The following is a 25477-nucleotide window of genomic DNA, read 5'->3' on the forward strand; positions in this document are numbered from 1 at the left end:
TTCGGTCAGACGGCAGCTTTGGGACGGATCGACCTCAGGCCGGCGCCTGGCGGCTGCGACCATACGCACAGCATTGCCATCATGATCAGGAATGGGGCCATGGCGAGGTTGCCGCCGCCGAGCTGATAGCAGGCCAGCATTGTCAATGCGAGCATCGAGTTGTCTTTCCTGAATATCGAGAGGATGAGATAGAACAGGAAAATCAGTAGCCCGATAATTCCGTAATCCGCGACGAGCTTGAGAACGGGATTTCCGCTGCCGCCAAAGTAGGCGGGCGACCGTTCCAACCCGCCGGGCCCGGAGCCGATAAGCACTCTGTCGGTCTGAAAGAGATAGTCCCAGGTCTGTAGTTGTGCGACGTAGCGAGCATAGCCGCTCGACTTGGTTGAACTGAATTCATCAAGCCTACTAACGATGGGATCAAAAGGTTCCGGTGCAACGAGGTACGTTGTGCCGATCACCAAGGCAACGGCCGCCCCGATGGCGATAACCCGCAGTGATTTGAGCGGAGCAATCAGGGGATAGGCACCGAGGGACACGACGAGCACCAGGAGGCCCGATCCGGACCGAGTGAGCACGTACGAGATGGCGTACAACGGAAGATAGGCAAGTCGCCGCAAAATGAACACATCGACGATCACACCTATAGCGAGCAGTTGGGATAGCGCTCCCGGCTCCATCGGGAAAAACCCGTTCGCGCGCCGATTCAAAGACCCATAAAATTCCACCGCATTTTGATTGTAGGCGGACTCGACGAGGACCGGATCGAGCGCCGGGATTGCATCCTTGAACGAGAAGATGCGTATTCCGCCGAATTGAAGAACGATCTGGACGATTGCCAGAACGGCGCACAGGCGAACATAGAACAGGAAGACGGGAAGGACCGCCTCGTTCGAGAATCTCGTCGAGGGTCCGAATAGGAAGATCGAATTCGTGACAAGAACCATCGCAAGTGATGCCGCACTGGTCTCGACACCGCGATCGGGAGATTCGGCTGCGGCGACCGCGCTGAAGAGAAGCCAGACGACGACGAGTCCGAATGCAAGAGTCTGCGGCCCGCGAATGCTCACCAGACCAACCCACCATCCCCACGCAACGAGCGCGAAGAATCCGAACAGCGAAAAGAAGATCTGTCCGGTTCCGATGAGGAGTCCGAAGCGCTGCATGCAAATGCACAGAATGAAGGCGATATGCGCGAAAATGACGCTGTTGGTCTCGTCGCTTGACGCTACTGCAGCGCGCTTGTTAGACGAGGTTCTGGCTGGGAATGTGTCGAGGCTCACCATGTTAGGACTCGTCGATTACTGCTTCTTGGCGCCTCGATTGGTGGGTACGTCTGAGCGCAGGGCAACGATCGCGGTCGATCTTGGTCTCGCTCGTGAGGCTGTTCACCCTCTATACTTGAGCCTGTAGTGACTTCCCATATGGAACACGACACGAGCGCAAGATTTAACCCTTACGTTCATGGTGCCAGAGGTTTGTTTTGCCTCATGGTATTCGTCTATCACGTCGTTCATTCCGGCCTCCCGACGTTCGATCTGTTTGCCAGGGGGCTGTTGGGAGAAGCGCTGCAGACCGGAAAATTCGGTGTCGAGTTCTTCTTCGGCATCAGTGGAATTGTCATTCTGCCAAGCCTGTATCGCGCATCGTCGGTCTTGACCTTTATTCTTGATCGCTATGCGAGGATTCTTCCTGTGCTCTGGGCGACCGTGATCGCGATCGCGATTTTTGGCCGGCTTTTAGGAAAGGGTCCAAGTCTGCTGCTGGTTGGTGCAAATCTATTGGCGCCGCCTCCATTTGTTGACATCATCCAGATCAATCCCGCCGCGTGGTCGCTCGGATACGAATTCCTGTTCTATGGAGTATGTGCCGTCGTTTTCCTGGTCAGCGGCGTCAGTCGGCCGCTGGCGCTGGCATTAGCCGTCAGTTCGCTGATGTTGGTCGTGTACTATCCCCGCGCGCTCCTGATGATTGGTGGCGTGCTCATTGCGGAGAAGTACCTATCGTCGACCTTGTTGCAATCCCTGGCGAAGTACCCGGCGATCTTCTTCGTGCTGTTCCTGACTGTCTGGAGAGGCCTCGAGCTGGCCAGCGCAACAGACTACGTTGGCTTTGTCACGCCGGCATATTTGTCATTCCATGACTGGATCTCTGCTTTTCCATTTGTTGTTCTTGGTGGCGTCTTCGGGACTATTTTCCTGCTTGGCATGTCCCGAGGAAACGGTCTGTTCGGAAGAATGCTGCGTTGGCAGGTGATGCAGTGGCTTGGAACGATCAGCTTCAGTTTTTATCTCTGGCCGCCGATCGTCATGGCCGGGGTCAAGCTGATCATGTATCGAACGGGCATGGTCGATGCATTGGGGAGCGGATCGCAACTGTTTTTCCTCCTGGTTTCGCTTCCGCCGTCGCTTATCGTTGCAACGATCAGCCATCGCTTCCTTGAAGTGAAGGCGACGGGACAAATTCGAAAACGGCTCGACAGGGCCTCGGAAGCGAAACCGGCAGTCCGGCCGATCAATCAAGCACTCGACGGCACTCAAGGAGGGAACCTGATCGGGAACAGTCAAATGTTCTTGATTGTTCGACAAGTCACCGCCCCAAAACGATCGCAAGTTGACTGTCTATTCGGGAAAATGCCGCAGCCGTGCGCTTGATTGTGCCGGCTTACGACGTGGCGCGTCACTATTGCCATCGTCTTTGCGCATTGGGCCGGCAGAGCGTTTCCCAGCCGGGCTAACAGCCGAACCGAAAGGATCTCGTTGATGATCGCAGCCGTGCGCAGGCAAGTCCTTTGTGTCGCCTCGATAGTCGTTGCACTCGGATCCGCAGCGCCGGCCTGGTGCGCTGGCTGGGAGCTGGTTTTTTCGGACGAGTTCAACGGCGACAAGCTTGATCGAACCAAATGGGCTACCCGATACATTTACAACAACGAAACGATGGATCGTTTCAACGATGAAAAGCAGCACTACCGCGACAACCACGTGGTGTCCGAAGGTGCCCTGAATCTGACTGCAAAAAAGAATGAGGGGGCGGACACGTTCGATTCCGCGATGATCCGTAGCCATCAGACATTCTACTATGGCTACTATGAAGCGCGGGTCTTTCTTCCGAATGCGCGGGGATCGTGGCCGGCATTCTGGCTCGAAGCCGATTACGACATCGATGGAAAGTTCTGGCATCCGCCGGAGATCGACATTTTCGAGTACGTCATCAATGGCGTGGAAGACAAGCCGAACATGCTGCACTCGAATGCCATGAGTAAAGATAAGTGGACGCCGCAGTCCTACACGTATGTAGACAACTCGTTCGTGCTCAGGTTTCAGGACATGGTCGGCAAGGAGGATCTGAACAAGGACTGGCATATTGCCGGCTTCGTTTGGGCTCCTGACCGCATTTCGTTCTTCTGGGACGGCCGTCTCATCTACACGCGCATGTACCAGTGGCTCAGGAAGGACGGCCAACTGGGGCCGCCGGCGCACATTGATCTCAATTACGCCGTCGGCGGAGCAGCCTGGGCCGGCCGGCACGGGGTCGATGATGCGGCTTTCCCGCAGACGTTCAAGATCGACTACGTTCGCGTCTGCCAGTTCACGACGTCCGAGCGGGGAAGCCGAAAATGCGGTCCGAGCGACGTGACACCGGATCCCAATGATTTTGGATATACGGCAGCGCTCAACGACATGCCCAAGCCGACATTCCTCAATGTTACGAATGTGGTAGCGGATAAGAAGCCGAATGCGGGGGTATTGTCGCTGAGCACAACCGATCCGCTCAAGATCGAAATTCCCATCAAGATTCCGGAAGACTATCCGACAAATCGAACGCTTCATGCGTACGTCTTCGATGCAACAACCGGCGCCATGGTCGCATCGGCAAAGAAGCCGCTGCAACAGGTCTCTCGCAAGGAAGGGGAAGATGGCGTCAGCGTGATCGAATTCGCGCTGCCCGCCGTGCCGCGCGAAGGGAACTATCTGCTGGGCAGCAAACTGACGGCTGAAGTCGCGGGCGAGGTCGGCCCCAAAGAAGTCCCCGTTGCTTGCGACACCACGGTGATCCAACCAAAAAAGCCAGATCTTGCCGTCTATTGTCGCTGCATGTGCGACGCTGATCGGAGGGGTGCATCCAGCGTGCGCACAACTCCGTGTGATCTGGATCAAGCCGAGTACCGCTGATTGCGATCGGTACGGCCGGTCTGAATTTTGCTTTGGCTGTGGCAGGTGGGCCGTCATGCGGGCTTGCCTGTCACGGTCAGTGTCTCTTGCAATGGTAGTCATCCATGAACTCAAAGGTTCGCGCCGTCAGGCAAATCCTCCGTGGCGCATTGCGCGGCAGCCCGAGCCGGCTTTGTGATCATCGCGCGTGGCGAAGTGAACATCCGCATACTTGGCTGACTGCCGTCGAGGAAGAGGTACTGGCGCGGAAGGCGCCGGTTCGATTCGGCAGCCGCGACGCAGGTTTCGGTGAAAGCGTTGACAACAGAATGCCAGAGCTGGGCATTCTCCGCCTGGACAAGGCCCGCATCCTCGGTCCCGACGGCTGGCTCGTGACGGAGGATGGATCGCTGCTCTACGAGAGCACCTGGTACGGATCGTCGTTCTCGCGCCATCCGCGATCAATTGCCTACGGCACGCCGCTGCCGCTAAGCGGCACCTGTCTCTCGCTGGCGAGTGATTTCGCCGGAGGAAACTATGGGCACTTCCTGCTCGATTGCCTGGGACGCTTGGCGCTATTTCAGAAAAGTGGCCTCTCGCTCGATGATGTCGATTATGTCTATTTGCCCAAGCCTGGGTCCGAAACGGCAGCCAAGCTCGTTCGCCGGCTTGGAATTCCGATGCACAAGTGCGTGTGGGCAGGCCAGGAGGATATCCAGGCCGATCTCGTGATCGGCACTTCGTTTCCAGGCTTGCGACGGAATTATGCGCCCTGGCTTACGGAGTTCTTCCGCTTGCAGGTAGCCAAGTCGCCGCTTCGTCACGACAGGCGCGTATACGTTCCGCGCAAAGGACAAAGGAAGGTCGCCAACGAAGAAGAGCTGATGCCTGCACTGAAAAAGTTCGGCTTCCAGATCTACGACTTTGATGACGTTGAGGATGAAGCGGCGTTTTTCTCAGAATGCTCGATTGTCGTTGGCGCACATGGTGCGGGGCTGACCAATCTCGTATTCTGCTCGCCTGGAACGAAAGTCCTGGAGTTGATCCCGTCAGACCACGTGCATCCCTACTACTACACGATCGCAACGTCCGCCGGCGCGGACTATTCTTACATCGTGGGGGACAGCAAGGGAACGCGCCCGCCGGGAGCGTTTGGGCCCAGTCCATTCGATTTCGAGGTTGCGCCTGACATCTTCGAGCGCGCACTGGAAACCATCTGTCAATGAACGAGCATTGAAAATGGTCGCTATTGGTGCGCGTACGACGCTCCCTTTGTCGAAAAATTCAATCGCCATCGGAGCTGCTTGGATCGGCGTGAGCCGGCTGGTGGTTGCCAGTCTCGGCTTCTTGAACACGCTCATATTGGCGAGAATGCTCACGCCGGAAGATTTCGGCCTGGTTGCCGTCGCGACGGCCATCATTGCTGTTCTGACGTCGATGACTGAACTGTCCCTGGCATCGGCGCTCATTCACCACAAGGATCCAAGTGAAGATCAATTCCACGCCGCGTGGACGTTGAGCCTGGCTCGTGCTTGCTTGCTGGCACTCTTGCTGTCGTTGCTCGCCTATCCGGTGGCATTGTCCTACGGCGATGGCCGCTTGATTCCGATCCTGTTGGTCCTGAGCTGTTCGATCGTGATATCCGGCCTTCGAAATCCGATGCTTGCGATGATGCAGCGTCAACTCGTCTTCTGGCAGGAATTTGTGACGAGCAGCAGCCGGGCGCTCGCAACCATCCTCGTCTCCTCCGGGATCGCCATTTGCTTCAGGAGCTACTGGGCGCTTATCGCCGGAGCCGTCGTCGCCAACTTCATCGATGTCGTCGCCTCTTATCTGATCCAGCCGTTCCGGCCGAAATTCCGGATAAAGGGTAGCCGCTCCCTATTCTCGTTCTCTGTGTGGCTATCGCTCGGGCAGGCCGTCAGCACGCTGAACTGGCGTTTCGACCAGATCATCATCGGATATTTTCTCGGGAAATCCGCCCTGGGTGGATATGTGCTTGGCAGCGACCTGGCCGCCACGCCGACAAGAGAAGCAACAAATCCGCTCGCCGGGACGCTGTTTCCCGCGTTCGTGAGGCTGAGGGACGACAAAGCCGCTCTTCAGCGAGCTTATCTGTCAGCGCAATCAATGCTGTGTGCGATCGCCTTTCCGGCGGGGTTCGGCTTCGCGTTGATCGCCGATCAATTCGTTCCGCTCGCACTGGGTGAAGCTTGGGCAGGCGCGACGATCGTGATCCAGCTCCTCGGTGGTGCAATTGCGTTGCACACGCTCAGCGCGACCGTCCAACCCCTTGGTCTGGCCCTTGGCCAGACGCGCAGGTTATTTCATCGCGACGTTGCGATCCTGATCGTGAGGCTGCCTTTCATTGTTGCGGGCTTGTGGGTAGGGGGGTTAGTTGGCCTGCTGGTCGCCCGCGTGGTGGTTACCCTCGGCGGTGTCGTCTACAACATGGTCCTGGTCCGCGAATTGATCGACACTTCTGTCTCCCGGCAATTTCTCGTGAATTTGAGGACCGCTTTGTCCACCTGCACGATGATCATTGTCGGTCTTCTGACGAATTGGGCTTTCATCACATCTTTTGGCCATGAGTTTCACGTCTATGCTCGGTTGATCGCTGTTGTTCTCGTGAGCGCTCTTGCCTATGTCGGGTCACTCTTTGGATTCTGGCGAGCGACAGGCGCGCCGGCCGGGCCCGAGCGTGAGATCCTGCGAATCCTCGGCGCAATCGCCAACAGGTTTGGGAAAATGGGAAAAATCGTCGATGATAACCGAGCAGTCGGGTGAGCAATATGAATGAAAGGTCGAAGCGGCGCGTCGCGCTGATTACGGGCGTCACCGGTCAGGACGGTGCCTATCTCGCCGAGTATCTGGTCGGCCTGGGCTACATCGTCCACGGCATCAAGCGGCGCTCGTCCTCCTTCAACACCGCCCGTGTCGATCATCTTTATCAGGATCCGCATGCCGGCAATGTGCCGTTCCTGATGCATTACGGCGACATGACGGATTCGACAAACCTGATCCGCCTGATGCAGCAGATCCGGCCAACCGAGATCTACAATCTGGCCGCACAGAGCCATGTGGCGGTCAGTTTCGAGAGCCCGGAGTACACCGCGAACGCTGACGCGATCGGAACGCTGCGGCTATTGGAGGCGATTCGCATTCTTGGCATGGAGAAGGAGGCGCGGTTCTATCAGGCGTCCACTTCCGAGCTCTACGGCCTTGTGCAGGAAGTGCCGCAGAAGGAAACGACTTCCTTCTACCCGCGCTCCCCTTACGCGGTGGCGAAGCTCTATGCCTATTGGATCACGGTGAACTACCGCGAAGCCTACGGCATGTTTGCCTCGAACGGTATTCTCTTCAACCACGAGAGCCCGATCCGCGGCGAAACCTTCGTCACCCGCAAGATCACGCGTGCCGTTGCCCGCATCGAGACAGGCCTCGAAGAGACGCTGTATCTCGGAAATCTCGAAGCCAAGCGCGACTGGGGCCATGCCAGGGATTATGTCGAAGGCATGCACATGATCCTGCAGGCCGACCGGCCCGACGATTTCGTGCTGGCAACCGGAGAGACTCGCTCGGTGCGTGAGTTCGTGGAGCTCGCCTTCGCCGAAGTCGGCCGCAAAGTCGAATGGCGGGGCAAGGGCGTCGAGGAAACCGGTATCGACAAGAAGTCAGGCAGGATCATCGTGCGGATCGACCCGACCTATTTCCGTCCCACCGAGGTCGATCTCCTGATCGGCGATCCCAGCAAGGCGCGCGAGAAGCTCGGCTGGAAATCTAGGACCCCGTTCGCGCAACTGGTCAAGGAAATGGTGGCTTCCGATTTGCTCGAGGCCAGGCGAGAGGTTACCAATGCCAAGCACTCCATTTGAGCTGGCCGGTAAGACCGTCTTTGTCGCCGGCCATCGCGGCATGGTTGGCTCCGCGTTGGTGCGGCGGCTCGCGGAGGAAAACGTCGAACTTCTGACGGTCTCGCGAAGCGAGGTCGACCTGCGTGACCAGGCCGCGGTCGATAAATGGTTTGCGGCAAGGCGTCCGCAGGCAGTGTTCCTTGCTGCCGCCAAGGTCGGCGGCATCGTCGCCAACAATACGCTGCGCGCCGAGTTCCTCTACGAAAATCTGGCGATCGCGACCAACGTCATCCACGCCGCGCATGTCAATCGATGCGAGAAGCTGATGTTCTTTGGCTCCTCCTGCATCTACCCCAAACTAGCAGTCCAGCCGATTCGCGAAGAGTTGATGCTGACTGGCCCGCTGGAGCCGACCAACGAACCCTACGCGATCGCCAAGATCGCGGGCATCAAGATGGTCGAGGCCTATCGCAGCCAGTACGGTTCAGACTTCATCAGTGTGATGCCGACCAACCTCTACGGTCGCGGCGATAATTATCATCCCGAATACAGCCACGTCGTCGCGGCGTTGATCCGCCGTTTCCATGAGGCCAAGACGTCGGGAGCGAAGAACGTCGTGGTGTGGGGCACCGGCACGCCGCGGCGCGAATTCCTCTTTGTCGACGATCTTGCGGACGCCTGCATCCATCTGATGAAGACCTATTCGAGCGGCGAGCTCGTCAACATCGGCACCGGCGTGGACATTGCGATCGCCGAATTCGCCCGCGTGGTCGCGGAGACCGTCGGCTATTCAGGCGAGATCAGCTTTGACACCTCGCGCCCCGACGGCACTCCGCGCAAATTGCTCGACGTCAACCGGTTGGCGAAACTGGGTTGGCGGGCCAAGACCCCGCTCGAGGATGGGCTCAAGCTGGCCTATCAGGCATATCTCGGCGAGAACCTGCAGGCGCGAGAGTAGGAAGCGCACTTCTGCCATTGCGAGCCAACGGTCACGCATCCGCGCGCCCGTCGTGCGCGGCTGGCGTGATTTGTCGGCGCGGCCACGGGGGCGATCACTCCGGAGCGAACCAGCATTTCGGCAGCACGACATCGTCCCTGTTTGCGACGTTTCTCCTGTCGAGGTCGTGAGGAAACTTTCTCGCAGGCGTCCGGCGAGCAGCGCGATCCTTGCGCAAGAACGAGAATTCCATGATCGGCGGTACCTTGAAGCCCCTGTACTCGATGGGTTTGAAGTAATTATTCGGATGAATGTGTACGACGTCGAAGTGCTTGGTGATCTTCTTGAAAACAGCGCCGATCAGCTTGAGACCGATGGGATTGAGAATTCTGTCCATGGAATGGAACTCGATGATCATGATCCTGAAGCGCTTCAGGTCGTTGCAGCTCGTTTCGATGAGAACCTCGTACTCGCCGCCTTCAATGTCCATCTGGAGGATGAGATCGCCGGTCCGAGGGCCCTTTCTCGACATCCAGTTCTCTAAAGTCATGAACTTGGCGTTGTTTTCGTTTCCGAGGAACTTCTTTTCGAAATCGAGCAGGTCATTGTGGATCGCCGGTGCATCCACCGAGAAGTCAGCGAGGAAACACGGGATGCCACGTTCGGCAAGGCCGAGCTCGAAGTCAGAGACGTTGTAGACCCCCGGCGAAAAGCAACCGACGCAGCCATCGAGGTCGTCCGGAACCAAATAGCCGCCATCAGCCGATCCGCCCAGTCGAATCAATTTCTTGTCCGTCACGACAGGGAAAAGGTCCCGGAAGAATTCCCTGAGCTCCTGCTCCTTTGAGGTGCCGGATATCATAAAGTCGTTATCAAGCAGGCGGGCCTTTACGTAGTCTTTCAACAAACCGATCATGGTGACTCCGAGCTCGCTAACGCACTGGGTGCAGGCTTGCTGCAAGAAGCGGCATTCCCGCAGGCTCGCTGCCTATGTTCGTTGCGATCAACACATTTGCCTGCCTTAAGACTTCAATAGATTCGATTCTTGTCATGAATATGTGCGGTGTTGTCGCTAATCGGCAGCGTTGCCGAGACTTGCCTTTTGGCTGCTAAGCCGATCTATTCCGTGCTCTGGAACCCGGTCAGCTTCCGCATCGGCGAGGGGACACCGAGAGAGGCACGAGAGCGTGATAGAGGCAGAAGCCGGCTGAGCGCGAAAGATCGAATGACTGACGCGGGAAGCTCGCAGCGCAAACGTCCGGCGTTCTCGCTGGCGGCAGGCAGATCCGTCATCGCTCAACCGCAGCGAGTACCTGGCGCAATGGCAGAAGTGGATTAATCGAATGGGAAGTTTTGCCGATGCATCGAAAGCCGTTCGATGCGGTGATGCGACCGACGGGACCGAACTCAGGACGATGGCCGAAACTCCCATGAAGGATTCTCGTACACTGATTGCAGAAATGCAGGATGAGATCGAAAAGGTCATCGGGCCTCATTTGGAGGGTGTCGAGAATTTTGCGCTAGTGGACTTCCCCAACCACTCGAATGTGGGCGACAGCGCCATATGGTTGGGTGAAGAGACATATCTGCAGAAGAAGCTAGGCCGAGCACCGTCCTACGTCTGCACCTATGACACCTGGTCAAAGGAAGAGTTTGAAAGAGCCGTTCCTGTCGGACCTATCCTTATCCATGGTGGCGGCAATTTCGGCGACCTGTGGCCTAGCCATCAGGAGTTTCGGCTCAGGCTTCTGTCGGAGTTTCCGGATCGCCAGATCATTCAGTTGCCGCAAACCATACACTTCTCCTCGAAGGCAAGTCTCAAACGCGCCGCGGAGATCATCAACTCGCATAAGAAATTCCGGATTTTGGTCCGCGACGTGCAAAGTTTGAATATCGCGACAACGGAATTTACTGCGCCCGTCGATCTCTGTCCGGACATGGCATTCTGCCTGGGGGCGCAGAGCTCGTCAGCGGCAGTAACCAGGAAATTGTTGCTGGCTGCTCCGAACCGATCACGAGAAGGTGGAGCACAAGCGTTTTCCGACGCTCCCAAACTTTGCAGTTGTCGAGGACTGGCTCATCGAACAACGAGGCTTGGGAAAGAGGTTGTTTGTCAAGGCGCTGCTCGAGACGGCGCTCCTCTTGCTCAAGGGCATGACGCCGTCGGAGCTCGACGTGCGCATTCGGTGGTTTCACCTGCTGGCGTCGAACCGTGTAGCCCGTGGAATGAGGCAGGTTGGATCGTCGGCCTACGTGATCACGGACCGGCTTCACACGCATATCTTTTGCGTGTTGCTGAATGTGCCGCACTCGGTCCTTGACAACAATTATGGGAAAATCAGCACGTTCGTCGATGCGTGGAGCAAGCCCTTCGAAAAGTTGAGCCGGCCACTGAGCACGAGTGTGGACGACGCCCTCGCAAATTTTCTGGATATCTGCCAGGGCAGTTCGGCCCCGACGGATCAAGGTTGAGGGTCGAGCATCATCCTCCGTACGGGCGGTTCGCCGGATCGTGCGCGTGGACGGTCAACGTTGTCGTCCTCTTTGTTGTCTGGCCCGCATTGTTTGCGCAGGAGATTGTCAGGCTGGTGACCCCTGGCGTCGTTGGAGCACCATTGATCAGTCCGGTAGAACGGTCAAAAGCGAGCCCCTGCGGCAGTCCTTTGACGGACAATATCTTCGGCATCATGACTCCGACATCGCACTCCCCATAGATGTCGTGGCGGTAGCTGTCGCCTGCGGCGGATGAAAGGGGGCGCGTCGTCACGCGCGGACCGCGATTGATGGAGAATCGCAGTGGCTCCATCGTTGAGCCGTCAGGCTTGTAGCCATAAACGACGACATGAGACCGCCCGGCATTGCCCTTGGCAGTGGTGAAGTCCGCCTTGATCGTGCGCGATGTCGCATCGTACGAAATGCCTTCCGGGAATTGCGTAAACGTCGTCTGCTCCGTCATACCCGGTTCGGAGCTGTCATAGGGTACGACCTGGACGAATTCGGTAACGCTCGCATCACCCCAGAGGGCCTTGGCGCTCGGCAGCACAATCTTGCCGTTGCCGTCGTAATCGACATTGAGATCTGCGACCGAAACCAGCGGCTTCCAATGCTTGACGCCTGTCGTGCGCCAGCCGCGGATCCAGTCGACATCGAGATAGGCGCCGGTCGCCGAGCTGGCCCACGCTGCAGCGTCATACGCCTCGCCCGCGAACGTGTTATTGAATATGTGTGACGTCAGCAGCACAAATGAGGGCATATTTTTGGTATTGGAATCCACGCCGGCAAACTGGGATCGAAGGGCGCCATCGACGTAGAGTTGGGTGTTTCCGCCGTTTCGAAAAACAAAGCTGAAGACGTGGAACGCGCCGTCCATATAGTCGAATGGTCCGGCGCTGTTGTCGGTCGAGATCGCCCCCGAGGTATGGACGATATTGCTGAAGTGCATCCCTTGGGAGTTGCACTCGAGATCCCACTCGTTGCCGGTTGGATTAAGCACGGGTGCGACCGAATAGGTCCAGAACGCGGGATGAAAGCCGGCCGGATTTGTAAGCCTGGGGCTGAACCGGGCACGCATCTCGATGATGACGGCGTTGGCGGTCGGGTAGTATGCAAACGCCCCGGCGGTATGGATCATCGCGGATAGGTGCGGCCGCACGCCTCCGTTGATGGACCGGTCGGTCGGCGTAAGGAATGCCTGCTCGCGCGTTGTTGCCTTGCGCGCTCCGAGGCGCAGCACCGAGCCGGAGATCGACATGTTGTCGAAGCCAACCGCGACGCCGCGGTTGCGGTCCTTGTAGCCGGTGGTCAGCGGGTTGGCATCAAAAGCGGTCCCGAGCGACGTGGTATTGCCGCGGATGCCTGGATGATAGGCGCCAGTCGGGAAGAACTTGCCGCGAGGGTTTGCCGGACCCACGATATCGAGAGTGTTGAATTCATCACCCCAGGACAGCGTATAGCCGGCATACAACCCACTGCCGTTCTGGCCGACGACGGCGCCGCCGACGACCTGGCTGCGTTGCTTAAACAGCGGGATGAATTGCAGGCGCTGTCGCAAACCATCGTTGCTCAGGCCAAGATAAAGTACTGAGCCACCGACAACCAATGATGCGACGAACAATGCTGCCATGGTGCTGGTGAATTGATGCTTTGATGGCATCCGCGCCTCTTTGCTTGAGACCATCGCGACTTTCGCGATGTACATGTTTCACTCGTCTGTGAGGAACCGTTGGTTCGATCCAAGGCATCCGAATGCGACCGCTTTAGGTATAGCCGCAGATTTCGCCGTGCTTTACGAAACAAGAATGTGAAATGGCCACCAGCATGGCAGCCGCCGGGCGCCGCGTCCTTGTCAGCACAGACCGGTTCGCGGTAATCGTTTGGAGATCACGTGCAATACGGTTCCCAATCAACGCGTCGGACTGATCAATCGATGGGCAGCAATCTCAGAATTGTGGCGATTAGTTTGGCCGGTTCCGTGCGCCGCGAGCGCGCGAGTGCAAATCTGGAGTTGCTTGAGATTCCATGGACCTTCTTTGATGCCTTGCGTGTGCCCGCCAAGGGGCTCCCGCAATATGATGAGGCGCTGGCCATCCGCTTTTGGGGCAGGGGCCTTTCACGTGCCGAGATCGGCTGCGCAGCTAGTCATATGAGCATCATGGCGCAAGTGGCAGCGTTAGACGCCGACGATTCATGGACACTTGTGGTCGAAGACGACGTCATTCTCGATGCCGGGTTCAGCTTTCGATCGCTTCCGGACATCTGCAAGGCGGCCGAGATCGGCTATCTCCGGCTGTATGGGCGACACATGGCGCCGTGCACGCACGTGGCCTGGCTGGATCAGCGGGAATTGGTGCGGTTTGAGCGTGCGCCAATGGGAACGCAGGCTTATCTGAATCTCCGGCCATGCCGCGCGTCGATTCATCGACAGCGTGACAACGATCCATCGGCCGATCGACTGGGAGATGGATCGCTTCTGGGCAAATGGCCTCCACAATTATGCCTTGTTTCCTTTTCCGTGCCTTGAGGTGACGCTGACGTCTTCGATCGCAAAGGCGGCGGAGTCGGTCCGCGAGCCTACTGCGTTTGACAGAGCGGCTCGGTTTGCGTGGAAATCAAAGGAATATGTTCTGCGCCTGTCGGAAAATATCCGCCTTCGCCAGTCCGACAGGCGGATTCGCGCCCGCCTCGCCGGCGCAACCAGTCTTTCCGGGCCAATGCCGGAGACAATTCGTACGATCGAAAGCGTGTGATCGACGCCTGGAGGCGTAGGACGAGATCTGACGAGGCGGGTTGCCTTTGCGGCGTTGCCCACTCAGGCGGGCTTGCGCCGGATGACACTTCCGAACCTGACGAGCGGCCTCAAGAGTTCTGCCCTGTTGAAGCGGAGCATGATCAGCTGATACGCAAGCCAGGAAGGGCTCAAGAACAGCCCTGTGAACCAGACGATATGAGAGGCGGCGGCGCGCCAATGTGTTGTCGTGGTCAGCGCAAGCCATATCCCACGGCGCAGAAGTGAACTCGATGTGTCCGCGTCCTGCCGAACATAGCGCAATCCCAGTTTACGCGACGCGAGGCGATAGTTGACAAAGACGATCTCGTTATCGATCGGCCGTGCCGCTTGCACGTGCATGGACTTCTTGTCGCAATGCGCCTTCAGGATATCGAACTCTGCGACACGGAACCCGATCTGCCTAGGAAAATCCGGAAACCGCTGCGCCCGGCCCTTCGCGTCATTTCGGCTGATATTTCTGCCATGGAGCCGATATTGCCCCAGGGTTTCCTGCACCGTGACCACGTCTCCGTAAAGAGGCGCGATCGTGTTGAGGGCGCCGTCGTATCCCACGGGCGGATTGAGCGGGATGACCTGTCGAAGAAACTCTCGGGAGTACGCATTTCCCGACATGACTGGCCAGATGTACGTTCCCGACCGGGTAAATTCTGCGTGCACATCGTCTGGCGCGTAGGATTTAGGAAACGCACAAAACGAGCGCCCAAGTCGCCTGCCGGCGCCATCGATGATGTCCAGATTGAACTGAACTTTCGAAACACCTTCACGCCAGTGCGCCGCGACGTTTTCGACCGCCGTCGGCATCAGGATGTCATCCGCATCGAGGAACAGGAGTACATCGCCTATCGCTGCGCGATACCCAACTTCGAATGCTGCGATGTTGCCCTGATTTGCCTGAAATATGGCTCGAATCCTGTCACCATAGCCGGCGATGATCTGGCGGGAACCGTCGATCGATCCGTCGTCGATGACGACGATTTCGTCCGCCGGACGGGTCTGATTCAACGCGCTGTCGATTGCCAATCCGACATACCGTTCGTAATTGTAGACAGTTATGACGATGCTGATCTTCAACGCGTGTCGCTCACAATTTGCAGGTGACAGAAGAGGCTATCAATCCATGCCTTGATGAGCCAGAAGTAATTTCACGGTCCGCAAAGCATGGTTGGTGAGGCAATCGCATGAAAATCGCTCTGATCGATCCGTCGCTGTTTACTTGGCCATATGATCTTAAATTAGCCAAAGGATTGACCGATATTGGGCATGCAGCCAGCATTGTCGGGCGCCAGCTCGGGCGGAAGCCTTCCGTTGATGAAGACCTGTTTCTCGACCGGCATTTTTATCCGGGATTGCAGTCGCGCTTTTTCAAGAAACTTCCACGCAACGTGCAGCTGGGGCTGAAGGGCCTCAGTCACGCTGAATCAATGACACGGCTGATCAGGCGGTTCAGGAGAACGCCGCCTGATGTGATCCATTTCCAATGGGCCCCGCTGGCGATCGTCGACAGCCAGTTCATTCCCAAGTTCAGGAGGGTCGCGCCAACGGTTCTGACCGTTCATGACTTGAATCCGTTCAATAACAATCCGAGCTCGCGGATACAGCGAATTGGCGCGTTCAGCATTCTGCATTGCTTCGACCATCTTATCGTTCATACGACCGTTGCACGCGATCGCCTGCTACGCGTTGGTATCCCGGACGAAAAGATATCCGTTATCGCGCACGGATTGCTGACGGATCATATCACCCGACCGGCCGACGAGACCTCGGCCGGGAACGGGCGCGTTCAAATACTCCTGTTCGGCAAGATAAAGCCCTACAAGGGCGTCGACGTCATGCTTCGTGCGCTTGCGCTGCTTCCCCGAGAGGTCAGGGCGCATTGCGTGGTGAAGGTCGTGGGCTGGCCGGAAATGGCGATGGAGCCGCTGTTTGCGATGGTGAAGGATCTGCAGCTCGAAGACCATGTCGAATTCGACCTGCGTTTCGTTCCGGAAGATGAAGTTACCTCACTGGTCGCGCGCGCTGACATCCTGGCTTTTCCGTACCGGGATATCGACGCATCGGGTGTGCTGATGCTGGCGATCGCGGCGGGACGTCCGATCGTCGCTTCGAACCTTGGAACGTTTTCGGAATGGCTGAGCGATCGGGCAGAGGGGACGCTCGTTCCTCCAGGTGATCCCGCCGCGTTGTCCCGGACGCTCGAGCGCTTGATCAGCGACCCTGATTATCGAAACCGCGAGAGTTCAAGGAATGTTGGATCTGCGAACTCGGTGCCGACGTGGACCTCGATTGCACGCCTGACCGAGGCGGCCTATGCGAAGGCGGGCCGGCGTGTGGGCGCGCCGGCCAGTGCCCAGGTTCTACAGGGTTCAGGAAACTGAAGGGGTCATCTGCCAGGTGGCCTGGCGGATCGACAGGATGCCCCAGAAAAAGCCAAGTGCCCACGCGAAGTGCATCACGACAGCGGCCGGCAGTGCAAGCAGCCCGCAAATAGAGCGATGTTTTACTGCAATCATCATTGCAGTCAGCGCCAGTATCGCCAGATAGGCTGCCGGCAATGTCAACAGCAGCGGCGCCACCGGCGACAGCACGATGGCGCCAAGCGTCAATGCAACATGCGTGGGCACCACGAATTGACGCAGTCGCAACGATCCGGGATGCCGCCTCACGGTTCTCGATCGACCGCGACCGTAGTTGAAGTACTGCTTCGCCAGGCTCAGAAAGCTCGACCGCGGTCGATATGAAAGGCGGATGTCCGAATCCAGAAATATCCGGCCGCCGATTGCACGCAGCCTGCAGTCAAACTCTGCATCTTCATTATGAGCGAAGGTTTCGTCGTAACCACCAGCCCTGCGGAACGCGTCGATGGTCATCGCCGCATGATGCCCGTGATCGACAAAGCCGCTTTGCTTTCCGCCGCGATGTGCCGATCCACCCGAACCGACCTTTGTGTCCGAGACCCAGGCGACGGCCTTCTGCAGGCAACCCTCGCCACGCGAGTCCATGGGAACCACGACCGAGTTGGCCTTACGCTCGTCCAGAGTCTTGAGGAGGCTCGAAACATAATCCGCTGGATATCCGCAATGGGCGTCACACCGCACTAGGACCTGCGCCGCAGCACCATAGACCTGTACGGCTAGATTGACCCCGGCACTCTGCAGCCGCTGCGGATTGCGCAACAGATGGACGCCGCCAATGTCTTTGGCGAGCTGGCGGACAATGTCGGGCGTCCCATCGGTGCTGCCGCCATCTGCAACCACTATTGTGCGACCTGCGTGAAGACTGTCCCCGGCCAGGTTGCGGACAACCGTCTCGATCTGGGGGGCCTCGTTCAGTACCGGTATGACAATCAGGACTTCTCTGGACACGATTTAGCTGCCGCTTGCGGTTGTTTGCTTAATCCGTTGGCAGGCGCGGGAATGGTCGTTGATGCACGCCAAAGGACGAACCGACGGTCCGTCAAAAGAATGGCCAACTCGTGACTGCTTCCTTTAATGCATCGGTTGCAAGTGGGCTTACCGATGGCGCCTTAAAATGGGCGATCTATTCTGCGTGAATCGTGAATAGTGCGTGCCCCGATCGCTCGAAGATCGGAAGCGAACCGGACTGGGAGCGATATGTGAGAGCTGCTGTTGTTGTTGCCGTCGCTTTGTTGCTAGCCTTCTGTCATCCTGCATCGGCCGATCCGATGACGTTGGATTTTTCATGGCGCGGGGCGCACGGCTGTGTCACGCTGTTCCCAAATCCGGAGATACGTCTGCGCAACATTCCCGCCGGTGGCACTTCGATGACGCTCACACTTGCGGAAGGTGCTCGCGAAATGGGAGGCCAGAACGTTCCGGTTCCTGGTAATGGCGTTGTGCCGTCTGGGACGATCCGGACATTTGGTCCTTGCAAGCCGGGTCTGTATGAATGGACCGCCCTCGTGAAATCATCGACGGGACAGGTTCTATCGGAAGCGCATCAGGCGCGATTCTATCCCTCGGACCAGACCGCAGCGAAGCAATAATTTGGCAACGTCAATCCACGTATTGCACCGTTTCGGGCCTTTGTGGCAGCTCCAGCTCCACGCGTCCGCATGCCGCCGATTGATCGTACCCACGTTGTTGCGACTCCATTCGGCCAACGATGGTGACATACGGGTTGATGGGCGATCACATACTATCGGATGTAAAATGCGGTTCCCTAATCGGAACCCAGCGTGTGGCGCCCGCCCAGGGAACGACGGGCAATGCACTGAGCGTGCTTGTTGCAAGGCAGCGCGGACTTCACATGAGCCCGTAGCATTCCGGTGTCGCCGCAGAAATCTCCAGCCGTCAGCTGATTCTCTCGTCATGCGTCAAATTGCGTCGAATCCATAAGGCTCTTTTGAACGCGTGCATAGTTGTGTGCCACGTAAAGGGAGCACGTAATCCATCATGACCACTATCAATGGAAGCGCCGGTGCCGACGTTCTGTTTGGCGGTACCGGAAATGATGTTCTGACCGGAGGAGCAGGCAGCGATACTTTCGTTGTCTCGAAGGGGTACGGCTCCGATACCGTCACTGATTTCCAGGCGGGCTTAGGTGGCGATGTGCTGCGAGTGCAGAACTACGGCTTTGCGACGTTCGCGAGCTTCCTGGCAGCGGCCACCCAAGTGGGCTCCGATACGGTCGTCACGCTGTCGTCCACCGAAACCCTGACGCTGCAGAATGTCGCGCTTTCGACCTTGGTTGCAAGCAATGTTGTGCTGGACAATCCGCTGCCAGCGAGCGGAACGGCATGGAACTGGGCGGGTACCGTCCCCGCAGGCGGCACGCTGACGACCGGGGCGACAAATGACGGCATGGAGGCTGGCGGCACGGGCGTCACGCTGATCGGCGGAGCAGGGGACGACACCTACTATGTCTATGATCACAACACCAAGGTCGTCGAGCAGGCCGGAGAGGGTATCGATACGATCCGTGTCTGGAACATCAACGGATACAGCCTCGTCAATGCGCCGAACGTCGAGAATCTTGTCCTGACAGATAGCGTTCCGTCTCCCGCCACCGGTAATGACCGCAACAACATCATTGTCGGCAACGCCGGCGACAACATGATCGACGGCGGGCGAGGCAACGATGTGCTGACCGGTGGGGCCGGTCGCGACACCTTTGTCGTGACAGCGGGCAACGGCAATGACACCGTCACCGACTTTCAGGCGGGCGCCGGCGGGGACGTCCTGCAGCTCAACAACACCGGCTTCAAGACGTTCACCGATGTCACGGCGGCCATGAAACAGGTCGGCACCGACCTTGTTCTGAAACTCGCGAGCGGCGAAACGATAACACTTGAAAACACCAGCCTCCAGAATCTCACGACCGCCAATATAAACATCGTCAGTCCGCTGACCGGATTGGTCCAGACCTTCAACGACGACTTCAACACGCTCTCCGCGGGCCAGGATCCGAGCCTGACCTGGCGCACGAGCTATGCCTGGAGCGGAGCCGCAGGGTACGGGCTGGCCGGCGAACAGGAAGTGTATGTCGATCCCAGCTTTTCCGGACTGCCGGCCACTCAGGCATCAACGTCGCTCGGGCTTAATCCGTTCTCGATTCAGGACGGTCACCTCGTCATCACGGCGCAACCGTTGCCTACGAGCGCAACGCCTTATACAGGCAGTGCCATATTTTCGTCGGGCATGATCTCGACCCAGAACAGCTTTACCCAGACCTACGGCTATTTCGAGATGACGGCCACGCTGCCCAGCACAAGCGGCGCGTGGCCGGCGTTCTGGATGCTTCCCAGCACTGCCAATAACCTCAACACGGAAATCGACGTGCTCGAAGCATTTGGTCAGGATCCTGACCAGGCTCATTGGGCCATTCATTCGCCCTACGCGCCTGCGACGAATGGGGGGTGGGCAAATACAGCCAACCTGACCAGTGGAGAGCACACGTTTGCGCTCAAATGGACCCCTTACGACTTGACGTTCTTCGTCGACGGGAAGGAGGTCGCACAGCAGGCGACGCCCTCCGACATGAATACGGCGATGTACATGATCGCCAATCTGGCGATGGGCGGGAGCTGGCCGGGCAACGCCGCTCCAGGATCGACGGCGACGATGACCATCGATTCAATCAAAGCCTATCAATTGCCGGAGTACACGCTTGCGAACTACACCCTGCTCACGAGTGGCGCACCGACCAACACGATCGTGGGAAGCGCGGCTGCGGACACGCTGAGCGGCACATCCGGTAATGACCTGATCGGTGGTGCGGGAGGCGCCGATGCCATGACCGGCGGTGCCGGCGATGACACTTATGTCGTGACCGATTCCGGTGCGAAGGTTATCGAGGCCTATGGCGGAGGCATCGACACGGTAAACTCCTCCGTGACGTATACGCTTTCGAGCTACGTCGAGAATTTGACGCTCACCGGTTCGGCGGCCATCAACGCCACCGGCAATATTCAGTCCAACATCATCATCGGCAATTCCGCGGCGAACGTGATCACCGGCGGGCTCGGCAATGATATCCTGACCGGCGGCGGCGGTGCGGATACCTTCGTGGTCAACTCCGGCGATGGTTCGGACATCATCACCGACTTTTCTCCGGGATCGGGTGCCGCGCACGACGTCGTCCAGCTCAACGGCTTTGCCTTCACCTCATTCGCCGACGTGCAGGCGGCGATGACCCAGGTCGGAAGCGACGTCTATCTGAAGTTGACCAGCCAGGACACCCTGGTGTTGCGCAACACGACGGTCTCGGCATTCACCAGCGACGATTTCCAATTGCCAGCAACACTCCCGGTCGGTGGGACGATCACGTCCTGGATCAGCGGGAAAGCGAGCAGCCGCATGGTGTACGGTACCGCGGCAAACGACAAGCTCTCGGCGGTCAATATCGATGACACGCTCGTCGGGTGGAACGGCGACGATTCCTACGTCATCGGTAACGCGAACCAGAAAATCGTCGAGAATCCCGGCGGCGGCATTGACAGCGTGGAGGCGTGGACGTCGTACACGTTGCCGGCAAACGTCGAAAACCTGACGTTGATGATGGGCGGGCTCGCGGGCGTCGGCAACCAATTGGCAAACCGCATGGTCGGCTCGAGCGGTGACGATTCCCTGGATGGCGCGGGCGGGAATGACTGGCTCTCCGGAGGAGCCGGAAACGATACGTTCATTTACAATGCAGGCAGCGGCAACGATACGGTCGCCGATTTCCACGTCTTCACGACCTCGACTGCCGAACACGACAAGCTGATTCTGAAAGGATACGACAGCGGCGCCTATTTGACCCATGTGAACGACGTGTGGACCGTTCACTACGCGGGTGGAGCAGATACGCTGCGCATTGCGGGCGTCACCAGCTTGACGTCGGCCGACTATTCATTCGTTTCCGCGACGAATTCGCCGATGGCGATGACACCTATCGCCGTGCCGACGATCTCGGCTGTCAACGACAGCGGTTCGATCGTGTCGGGCCTCATCAATACAAATCATCTGGTCCTCACGGGTCGCGCGCAGGCAGGTGTAACCGTCAAGGTTTTCGACGGGACAACTCAGATCGGCACGGCGATCGCCGACGGCAACGGTAACTGGAGTATGGCGACCGCAATGCTGGCCGAAGGCGGCCACGCCTTTGCCGCCGCAGCGATGGACGGTGTCGGCAATCTCACCGCGCTCTCAGCCGGGGTGAATGTCACCATCGATACGGTCGCCCCGAACGTGCCCAAGCTCGCGTCGTTCTCGCCAGACAGCAACGTTGCCGGCGATGGCGTCACCAATGTCAACCACGTGAATTTGACTGGAACCGCGGACGCCGGGAGCACGGTGCAGGTCTTCGACGGCGCGACGATGATCGGAACGGCGATCGCCGACACCAACGGAGCCTGGTCCTTTGCCACCGCAACCTTGGCGGACGGTAATCACACCTTTACCGGCAAGACCGCGGACGCCGCCGGCAACGTCAGCGCTTCGTCCGGCGCGTTGAACGTCACGGTCGATACGCGTGCCCCGGTTGCACCTATCCTGACCTCGGGCGCACCTGGAGCTTCGAGCGCAATAATCGTGTCCGGCACGGCAGAAGCCGGAAGCACTGTCCGGCTGTACGAAGGCTCGACCTTGCTCGGCACGGGGATCGCGGCGACGAATGGGGCCTGGAGCGTCACCACCGGATCGCTCACGGCAGGGCAACACAGCTTCACCGCGACCGCCACCGACATCGCCGGCAATTTGAGCCAGCTTTCGAACGCTTTCAGCTCCGCCGTCGGTACGGTGATCGAAGCGGCCGGCACGACATCGCTTATCAAGTCCGGAAACAACTTTTACCTTTCGACGGCCGGCTCATCGGTGATCTTGAAGAATGGCGGAACCGCGGTTGTCGCGGGGCAGCTTGGCGCATGGGTGCCAGTGGCTGCGGAAGCGTCGTCGAACGGCTATCTCGTCGCGTGGAAGATCCCCTCGACCGGCCAGTTCGCGGTCTGGAGCACCGACAGCAACGGCAATTTCGTATCCAACTATCTGAACAAGGTGTCCGGAACCGACCCGGCTCTTGAGTCGACCGAGACCCTCTTTCACCAGGATCTCAACGGTGATGGCGTGATTGGTCTTCCACCAACGCCCGAGAAGGTTTCAGGCACGACAATCGAGGCGTCCGGCTCAACCAGCCTGGTTCTGGTCGGCTCGAATTACTTGCTCGACGCGATGGCCAGCGGCGCGGGACCGACCTTGAAGTACGGTGGCGTAGCGGTTGTGTCGGGACAGTTCGGCGCTTGGACGCCGGTGGGCGTGGAGCAAACGACCAGCGGCTATGATGTGGCCTGGAAGATTCCGGCCACCGGCGAACTCTGTGTGTGGACTACGGACAGCAATGGCAACTATGTATCGAACCTCCTGAACAAGGTGGCCCCGACCGACCCTGCTCTTAAAGCGGTCGAGATGACTTTTTATCAGGACCTCAATGGCGATGGTGTAATCAATACGTCATCGACCATCCTCAAGATCTCCGGAAATGTCGTATTGAATCTGGGCAATATGTCACAGGCCGCGACGGTCGACCCCGGCGCCACGCTCGAATTGTCCGGCGCCGCTTCCGGGTCGATCACCTTCAAGGCGTCGACCGGCAATCTGGTGTTGGACCACGCGTCGCAATTTACGGGAACGCTCATCGGTCTGACGGGTGACGGCACCGCGTCCAATTCCAATCATATCGACCTGAAGGACATCGCGTATGGAGCGGGAACGTCGGCGTCCTTTTCCGGCGATACAGCCGGTGGCGTGTTGACCGTGGTCGATACTCAAAATCACACGGCACATATCTCGCTTGTTGGCGACTACACCAACTCCACGTTCAATCTCTCGAGCGACGGATCCGGGGGCACGCTGGTCATCGATCCTCCGAAGGCCAGCTTTGATTTTTCGGCGGTTGCGCCGTCGCAGCCTCCTCCTACCGCACCGGCCGTCGGCCCCGCGCGCCCGCGAGACGACGGGTTCGTGTTCGAGCAGTCCGCTATCCCCACCGTATATGAGTTCAGCAACGAGGCTTTTCATGAATCGGCCAAGGCAAGGCTCCTCGTGGCCACCACTTATCCAGATGTTAACTCAAGCCTTCATCAGGTCGACGCCGTTCACGCGGTAGCCCCGATTGATGCCCATCTGGCGGAGTTGCATGACTTCATCCTTCGCTGAAGGTCTTTGCCTTTCGAAAAACGTTGCGTAATACGCGTTTCGCAAGTTCCCGTTTCCGCGCGAAGAAGGTCATGGGGAGGAGATATGATGCATAGGCAAGCGCCAGCAGCATAACTAACCCAGCGAAAGAGTTTCCATCCAGCAATGAGATGATCGAAATCCTTGTGACGGCCGCCGCAACGCCACAACCGATCCAATGTGGGACGGTCGTCTTGACCAGGCTCCTAGTCGTCACCGGGCCATGACGACCGATTGACATCGCGTAAAGCGGCAGCACGACGGTGCAGTTCACCAGCGTATACGCCGCCGCGATTCCGAGGGCGCCCCAGGGAAGACCGACGAGGAATGAGGTCACGTTGATCAGGGCGGTCCAAACGCCGAGCCTGAAGTACTCCTGGCCACGGCCTTGACTGAGGAACAGCCAAGCTGCCGTCGCGGTTGCGACCTGGATCAAGCCCGCAACGCCAAGCCAAGAAAAAATCGGGGCTGCACCCACCCAATGCTCCCCGAGGAGAACTCTGAAGAGCGGCTCCGAGAGCAGGATGGCGAAGACGATGCCCGGCTGACATATGAGCATAACCATGGAAAGGGCATCGTTGTAGGTGCTGAGATATCTCTCCTTATCGAAACGAAGCCGCGAAAGCAGCGGGACAATCACCTGACCGATGGGGTTGTGTAATTGGACGATCGGCAGCAGCAACAGCTTATAGGCCCGATCGTACAGGCCGAGTTCGTCGCCGCCTCGAAATTTGCCGATGAGAATGTTGTCCGCATTTCTCGAGAGATAGTTGACCAGATTGAACCCTGATACGTGCAGGCCAAATCGCGCCACGTGCCGCGTCTCGCTGTCCAGACGGGCATATCCGGGGCGATAGCCAGAATAGACCCAGATCCCGACTGTCGAAATGAGCGTGAGAACGAGCGTGGACAGATAAAGTGCCCAATAGTCTCTCAAGATGATTACGGCGACGATCCCGGCGACAACGGAAGCGGTTGTCGCAGCGACATCCAGGATTGCCAGGGTCTTGAACCGGGATTCTCTGGCAAGTAGCGCCGCCGGAACGGTCGCAAGGCCAGCAATGAAGCTTAGGCCGGCAATTGCGATCATGAGCTGTTGAAGCCTCGTATCGCCGTAAAACAGCGCAACCGGATGCGCGCTCAACGCCAGAACGAGAGCAGATGCCGCGGAAGCGAGCACCGATAGCCAGAACAGCGCATCGATCTGGCCCTTGGCGATTTCCGTGCGTTGAATGATGGCCTGTCCAACGCCGACGTCCTTGATGAGCCCGAGGAACGTTGCAGCCGTCGCAGACATGGCCAGCAGGCCGAAGTCGGACGGGGCAAGATTTCGCGTCGAGAATATCGTCAAGACAAAACCGGCCGACAGTTTCCAGGCCTGGGACCCGCCCGTTATGAGGATGTTGTTTACGGCCCGTGACTTGCTGTCTTTGTCCAACGAGCTCACCCCCGCGATCTCAAACAGTTCTTGCGCGGTCTTGCGCCTGCCAAAAAATGCCGCGGGAAATCCAGCGCGCCGAACGATGGCGGTTCCGATCGTCTCCGGCTTTTAGCTTGGCCTTGACACGAACGGAAGACGT

The 25477-nt window shown here is 58.3% G+C and carries 18 protein-coding genes; 12 read left to right on the forward strand and 6 right to left on the reverse strand.

The annotated features are described in order from the left end of the window. Window positions 1-5 precede the first annotated feature (5 nt). A complete protein-coding gene (locus ACSKB8_RS42405; protein ID WP_438111320.1) occupies window positions 6-1286 on the reverse strand; it encodes a hypothetical protein in 1281 nt (426 codons plus the stop codon). 138 nt (window positions 1287-1424) lie between these two features. Between ACSKB8_RS42405 and ACSKB8_RS42410 the strand changes: the two genes are divergently transcribed. The 6 genes from ACSKB8_RS42410 (at window position 1425) to fcl (ending at window position 8963) form a co-directional block, all read left to right on the forward strand. After that, window positions 1425-2654: an acyltransferase family protein gene (locus ACSKB8_RS42410; protein WP_438111322.1), complete on the forward strand. Its 1230-nt coding sequence runs from the start codon at window positions 1425-1427 to the stop codon at window positions 2652-2654. A gap of 108 nt (window positions 2655-2762) precedes the next feature. Beyond that, complete coding sequence (locus tag ACSKB8_RS42415) at window positions 2763-4172, forward strand: glycoside hydrolase family 16 protein (RefSeq protein WP_438111324.1); 1410 nt, start codon at window positions 2763-2765, stop codon at window positions 4170-4172. Between the two features lie 104 nt (window positions 4173-4276). Continuing rightward, complete coding sequence (locus ACSKB8_RS42420; RefSeq protein WP_438111326.1) at window positions 4277-5377, forward strand: glycosyltransferase family 61 protein; 1101 nt, start codon at window positions 4277-4279, stop codon at window positions 5375-5377. 13 nt (window positions 5378-5390) lie between these two features. Beyond that, on the forward strand, window positions 5391-6938 hold the full coding sequence (locus ACSKB8_RS42425; RefSeq protein ID WP_438111328.1) for a lipopolysaccharide biosynthesis protein: 1548 nt from the start codon (window positions 5391-5393) through the stop codon (window positions 6936-6938). 5 nt (window positions 6939-6943) lie between these two features. Then, window positions 6944-8026: a GDP-mannose 4,6-dehydratase gene (gmd, locus tag ACSKB8_RS42430; protein WP_438111329.1), complete on the forward strand. Its 1083-nt coding sequence runs from the start codon at window positions 6944-6946 to the stop codon at window positions 8024-8026. After that, entirely contained in the window at window positions 8007-8963 is a 957-nt protein-coding gene (fcl, locus tag ACSKB8_RS42435) for a GDP-L-fucose synthase (RefSeq protein WP_438111331.1), read from the forward strand. The genes gmd and fcl overlap by 20 nt, the downstream gene beginning before the upstream one ends. 94 nt (window positions 8964-9057) lie before the next feature. Here the strand turns inward: fcl and ACSKB8_RS42440 are convergent, their stop codons facing one another. Further along, window positions 9058-9858 carry an FkbM family methyltransferase gene (locus ACSKB8_RS42440; protein ID WP_438111333.1) on the reverse strand — a complete coding sequence of 267 codons (801 nt, stop codon included), beginning with the start codon at window positions 9856-9858 and terminating at the stop codon, window positions 9058-9060. A gap of 427 nt (window positions 9859-10285) precedes the next feature. Between ACSKB8_RS42440 and ACSKB8_RS42445 the strand changes: the two genes are divergently transcribed. Both ACSKB8_RS42445 and ACSKB8_RS42450 read left to right on the forward strand, forming a co-directional pair. Then, window positions 10286-11263, forward strand: coding sequence for a polysaccharide pyruvyl transferase family protein (locus ACSKB8_RS42445; protein WP_438111335.1), 978 nt, complete (start codon window positions 10286-10288; stop codon window positions 11261-11263). Next, a complete protein-coding gene (locus tag ACSKB8_RS42450) occupies window positions 11169-11414 on the forward strand; it encodes a polysaccharide pyruvyl transferase family protein (RefSeq protein WP_438111337.1) in 246 nt (81 codons plus the stop codon). The genes ACSKB8_RS42445 and ACSKB8_RS42450 overlap by 95 nt, the downstream gene beginning before the upstream one ends. Window positions 11415-11424: 10 nt before the next feature. On the opposite strand, the gene ACSKB8_RS42455 is transcribed toward ACSKB8_RS42450, so the two are convergent. Then, a complete protein-coding gene (locus tag ACSKB8_RS42455; RefSeq protein WP_438111339.1) occupies window positions 11425-13140 on the reverse strand; it encodes a putative Ig domain-containing protein in 1716 nt (571 codons plus the stop codon). A gap of 228 nt (window positions 13141-13368) precedes the next feature. Here ACSKB8_RS42455 and ACSKB8_RS42460 point away from each other — a divergent pair, with 228 nt between their 5' ends. Further along, the gene (locus tag ACSKB8_RS42460) at window positions 13369-13962 is read left to right on the forward strand and encodes a glycosyltransferase family 25 protein (RefSeq protein ID WP_438111341.1); all 594 of its coding nucleotides are present in this window, start codon (window positions 13369-13371) and stop codon (window positions 13960-13962) included. Between the two features lie 288 nt (window positions 13963-14250). On the opposite strand, the gene ACSKB8_RS42465 is transcribed toward ACSKB8_RS42460, so the two are convergent. Beyond that, window positions 14251-15300, reverse strand: a complete 1050-nt coding sequence (locus ACSKB8_RS42465; protein ID WP_438111343.1) for a glycosyltransferase family 2 protein — start codon at window positions 15298-15300, stop codon at window positions 14251-14253. Window positions 15301-15407: 107 nt separating this feature from the next. Here ACSKB8_RS42465 and ACSKB8_RS42470 point away from each other — a divergent pair, with 107 nt between their 5' ends. Beyond that, a complete protein-coding gene (locus ACSKB8_RS42470) occupies window positions 15408-16604 on the forward strand; it encodes a glycosyltransferase (protein WP_438111345.1) in 1197 nt (398 codons plus the stop codon). Here ACSKB8_RS42470 and ACSKB8_RS42475 read toward each other — a convergent pair. Continuing rightward, window positions 16593-17591 carry a glycosyltransferase family 2 protein gene (locus tag ACSKB8_RS42475; protein ID WP_438111347.1) on the reverse strand — a complete coding sequence of 333 codons (999 nt, stop codon included), beginning with the start codon at window positions 17589-17591 and terminating at the stop codon, window positions 16593-16595. The two genes, ACSKB8_RS42470 and ACSKB8_RS42475, sit on opposite strands and share 12 nt — an antisense overlap. 251 nt (window positions 17592-17842) lie before the next feature. Here ACSKB8_RS42475 and ACSKB8_RS42480 point away from each other — a divergent pair, with 251 nt between their 5' ends. Together ACSKB8_RS42480 and ACSKB8_RS42485 are read left to right on the forward strand one after the other, a co-directional pair. After that, window positions 17843-18232 (forward strand): hypothetical protein, encoded by a 390-nt coding sequence (locus tag ACSKB8_RS42480; RefSeq protein WP_438111349.1) that lies wholly within the window; start codon window positions 17843-17845, stop codon window positions 18230-18232. 409 nt (window positions 18233-18641) lie between these two features. After that, the gene (locus ACSKB8_RS42485; protein ID WP_438111351.1) at window positions 18642-23879 is read left to right on the forward strand and encodes an Ig-like domain-containing protein; all 5238 of its coding nucleotides are present in this window, start codon (window positions 18642-18644) and stop codon (window positions 23877-23879) included. Here ACSKB8_RS42485 and ACSKB8_RS42490 read toward each other — a convergent pair. Then, window positions 23866-25335 (reverse strand): lipopolysaccharide biosynthesis protein, encoded by a 1470-nt coding sequence (locus ACSKB8_RS42490; protein ID WP_438111352.1) that lies wholly within the window; start codon window positions 25333-25335, stop codon window positions 23866-23868. The genes ACSKB8_RS42485 and ACSKB8_RS42490 overlap by 14 nt on opposite strands. Window positions 25336-25477: the final 142 nt, after the last annotated feature.

Origin of the sequence: Bradyrhizobium sp. BR 1432, from assembly GCF_051547705.1 — a bacterium.
Classification (GTDB): Bacteria; Pseudomonadota; Alphaproteobacteria; order Rhizobiales; family Xanthobacteraceae; genus Bradyrhizobium; species Bradyrhizobium zhanjiangense.

Coding starts and splice junctions, on each gene's coding strand:
- ACSKB8_RS42405 (WP_438111320.1), bottom strand. CDS start 1,286: ATGGTGAGCCTCGACACATTCCCAGCCAGAACCTCGTCTAACAAGCGC.
- ACSKB8_RS42410 (WP_438111322.1), top strand. CDS start 1,425: ATGGAACACGACACGAGCGCAAGATTTAACCCTTACGTTCATGGTGCC.
- ACSKB8_RS42415 (WP_438111324.1), top strand. CDS start 2,763: ATGATCGCAGCCGTGCGCAGGCAAGTCCTTTGTGTCGCCTCGATAGTC.
- ACSKB8_RS42420 (WP_438111326.1), top strand. CDS start 4,277: ATGAACTCAAAGGTTCGCGCCGTCAGGCAAATCCTCCGTGGCGCATTG.
- ACSKB8_RS42425 (WP_438111328.1), top strand. CDS start 5,391: ATGGTCGCTATTGGTGCGCGTACGACGCTCCCTTTGTCGAAAAATTCA.
- gmd (WP_438111329.1), top strand. CDS start 6,944: ATGAATGAAAGGTCGAAGCGGCGCGTCGCGCTGATTACGGGCGTCACC.
- fcl (WP_438111331.1), top strand. CDS start 8,007: ATGCCAAGCACTCCATTTGAGCTGGCCGGTAAGACCGTCTTTGTCGCC.
- ACSKB8_RS42440 (WP_438111333.1), bottom strand. CDS start 9,858: ATGATCGGTTTGTTGAAAGACTACGTAAAGGCCCGCCTGCTTGATAAC.
- ACSKB8_RS42445 (WP_438111335.1), top strand. CDS start 10,286: ATGGGAAGTTTTGCCGATGCATCGAAAGCCGTTCGATGCGGTGATGCG.
- ACSKB8_RS42450 (WP_438111337.1), top strand. CDS start 11,169: ATGAGGCAGGTTGGATCGTCGGCCTACGTGATCACGGACCGGCTTCAC.
- ACSKB8_RS42455 (WP_438111339.1), bottom strand. CDS start 13,140: ATGTACATCGCGAAAGTCGCGATGGTCTCAAGCAAAGAGGCGCGGATG.
- ACSKB8_RS42460 (WP_438111341.1), top strand. CDS start 13,369: ATGGGCAGCAATCTCAGAATTGTGGCGATTAGTTTGGCCGGTTCCGTG.
- ACSKB8_RS42470 (WP_438111345.1), top strand. CDS start 15,408: ATGAAAATCGCTCTGATCGATCCGTCGCTGTTTACTTGGCCATATGAT.
- ACSKB8_RS42485 (WP_438111351.1), top strand. CDS start 18,642: ATGACCACTATCAATGGAAGCGCCGGTGCCGACGTTCTGTTTGGCGGT.